The organism is Nocardia ninae NBRC 108245, from assembly GCF_007990755.1.
GTDB lineage: Bacteria > Actinomycetota > Actinomycetes > Mycobacteriales > Mycobacteriaceae > Nocardia > Nocardia ninae.
Map to the genome: position 1 here is coordinate 1 of NZ_BJXA01000173.1, position 2573 is coordinate 2573.

4 protein-coding genes are annotated in these 2573 nt (G+C 62.0%); 2 read left to right on the forward strand and 2 right to left on the reverse strand.

The genetic code is table 11. The annotated features are described in order from the left end of the window. Positions 1-428 precede the first annotated feature (428 nt). Both NN4_RS44440 and NN4_RS44445 read right to left on the reverse strand, forming a co-directional pair. Positions 429-911: an HIT family protein gene (locus NN4_RS44440; protein ID WP_147144439.1), complete on the reverse strand. Its 483-nt coding sequence runs from the start codon at positions 909-911 to the stop codon at positions 429-431. After that, a complete protein-coding gene (locus NN4_RS44445; RefSeq protein ID WP_147144440.1) occupies positions 908-1675 on the reverse strand; it encodes a GntR family transcriptional regulator in 768 nt (255 codons plus the stop codon). The genes NN4_RS44440 and NN4_RS44445 overlap by 4 nt, the downstream gene beginning before the upstream one ends. A gap of 97 nt (positions 1676-1772) precedes the next feature. On the opposite strand from NN4_RS44445, the gene NN4_RS44450 reads away from it, so the two are divergent. Together NN4_RS44450 and NN4_RS44455 are read left to right on the forward strand one after the other, a co-directional pair. Continuing rightward, positions 1773-2234 carry a hypothetical protein gene (locus NN4_RS44450; protein ID WP_147144442.1) on the forward strand — a complete coding sequence of 154 codons (462 nt, stop codon included), beginning with the start codon at positions 1773-1775 and terminating at the stop codon, positions 2232-2234. Continuing rightward, the coding region (locus NN4_RS44455) for a replication initiator (RefSeq protein WP_371865862.1) at positions 2231-2573 on the forward strand (343 nt) is incomplete at its 3' end. The genes NN4_RS44450 and NN4_RS44455, both read left to right, overlap by 4 nt.

Consider the following 2573-nt stretch of genomic DNA (forward strand, 5'->3'; position numbering starts at 1 on the left):
GTCTATCCGCCACCTACACCACCCGCTTCCTCATACCGGCCATCCTGTGCTGAGGGAGGGATAGTCAAGGGTGCCGTAGGCATCGCGTAGCGACGCGTAGCGCCCTTTACTCTCCCGGTGCGAAGTCAGATCATGGGGCCATGAGGAGGCGGTCACCCAGCTCAGCCACGTCGATCGGTAGACCAGACGTAATCGCCTGAGCAGGCCAGATGGCACTGTCCCCGCCGGCCGATTGAGGCTCATCGGGATCAGTGGATTTCGGTCCTGCGGGTCGTCGCCGACGCGCCGACTGCGCCGGGCCAGCGGCGGGACAGAGCGTAGGCCCGTTGCGCGTCGTGAGCGCGGCGGCGGCGGCCCGTAGGGCCGCCGCTCTTGATCCTATATAGCTAAATTCGGCAGCAACCGCGACGTGGCTGGTCGATCCGCCGCTACTGCAATTCGCGGAAGGCTTGCTGAAGCGCGTTCGCGTCGGCCTGGAGCTGATCGTCGGATATCTTGGGCTCGGAGCCGGATTGTGGCAGCAGCGGAAATGGCCGACCGGGCGCAGGGTCCTCCACATACCTCGGAACGAGGTGGGTATGCAGGTGAGGCAAGCTGTTACCGAGCGTTTCATAGTTCATCTTCAGCGGTCGGTAATAACCTGCGAGAGTTTTAGCGACTTTCAAGACATCGCGCCAATACTCCGAGTATTCGGCGTCCGTCAATTCAAATGGCTCGTTGACATGGCGTCCGCGCCAAATCACCAGGGTGTACCCGCGCTGAATGTCGGCGCGCTGAAGTACGGCGTCGACGTTCTTCGAGCTATAGATACGAATGCCGAAAGCGTCGGAATCCGAGCGCTCCGACAGGCACATTTCGCAGTCGATTCCCCGTACGAGATCGTTCCAATTTGCTGGCCAAGTATTGTTCATCGTTTAATGTCTTCCTCGGACCATTCGTAGGCGAATTCGTGACGATCAGCTGCGTAGATGTCGCTTGCGACCTGCAACGGTCGCCCCTCGGCGTCGTAGTCGACGTCCCACATCCGCACGACTGGCACGCCAGTAGGCAGCTGGAGTAGGTCGGCCTCCTCCGGCGTCGGCATCCGCGCTTGGAACACTTCAATTCCACGAACGAAGCGATGGCCGAGTGATTCGATAAGTTCGTCGGGACCTTCGGGCAAAGCGTCCGGAGATTCGAGCCGCGATCCTGCGGCGACCCAAAGTGGGTAATAACTTGTGGAGATTACCGCCGGTTCGCCATCTAGTAATTGAAGCCGCTTGCGGATCACTACCTCATCACCCGGCGCAGCCTGTAGCCAGAATGCCGCGTCGACCGGAATCTCGTCGCGTCCGATTTGAAGCATCCGGCGCGTAGGGATTTGACCCTGATCAATGGCCATGGTATCGAAGATCGGCTTTCCCGATGAACGATGTTCAGCATGCCGACGTGCAGCAGATACTCGACGGACCGAAGGCCGTTTGCGAACGAAAGTGCCTCGTCCAAACTGCGTGTCCAAGAGACCTTCCGCACGCAGCAGTGCAATCGCTTTGTTCGCGGTACTTTTCGAGGTTCCGTACTGCTCAATCGGCTCCCGCTCGGAAGGCAGGAGCGTTCCGGGAGCCCGCTCCCCCGACAAGATCGATCGACGCAGGTCCGCTGCGATTTGCTGGCTGAGCGGTTGGCGTTCCGTCACGGCTGCACACCTCCTCGCCTCAGGGTAGCAACCACCCTAGAGAGGTCTCCTCAGGGTAATGCGCGATAAGCCCTTGACGAACCTCCCAGGGAGGTACATGCTGGAAGCACCCCAGGTAGGTCACCCTAGGGATGAGATTCCGGAGGACACCATGCAGATTCAGGGGCTGGCGGGAGCAGAGACAGTTCGTCCGTCGCGACTCAACTTCGCGGGTTGGTGCATGTATTGCCTTGTGCAGGAATGCCGTTCGGCGCGATGCATCGAGCAGTACGCCCGGTCGGTGTGGGAGGTATGCGGCCGATGCGGCGGTAGCGAGTACGTCAATGGGCATCGCGATCCGGAAAACGCGTTCGAGCGTTGCAACTGCGTCGGTGGCGTGGTGGAGGCCGAGACGTCGGGGCGGGTCGCTGAGGTGATCGAGCTGCGACCGGAGCCCGTGTCGGCGGGACCGGTGGTGTACGAGTCGTGGCCGTCCGATGGTGGCTCGCCGGTGCGCTGGACTGAGGCGAATTCGGCTACTCGGCTGGCTGGTCTGCGGGCGCACGGGGTGATCGGGTGAGTGCTGCTCAGGTGGTGATCGAGAGCGTCGATCCAGTGTCGCGGGAGACGGCAGCGGATCGGCGCGCCCGGTTGAACGTGACCGAGCTGGCTAGGGCGATGGCCGAGCAGCACGGGGTGTGCCGTCGCCCGCTGCCGATGATGGCGACCGCTGCGGACGGCAGCACGAAATACGTTGGAACGCCGTGTAAGTCGACGTTGGAGTGCGTGTGCCCGGGGTGTGCCACGCGGGCTCTGCGACTGCGGCAACAGCAAGCCCATGAGGGCTGGCACATCGAGGAGGAACCCGTGATCGAGAAGAACGAACCGACCGAACAGCAACGCGAGCTGCTTGCCTCGC

Coding starts and splice junctions, on each gene's coding strand:
- NN4_RS44440 (WP_147144439.1), bottom strand. CDS start 911: ATGAACAATACTTGGCCAGCAAATTGGAACGATCTCGTACGGGGAATC.
- NN4_RS44450 (WP_147144442.1), top strand. CDS start 1,773: ATGCTGGAAGCACCCCAGGTAGGTCACCCTAGGGATGAGATTCCGGAG.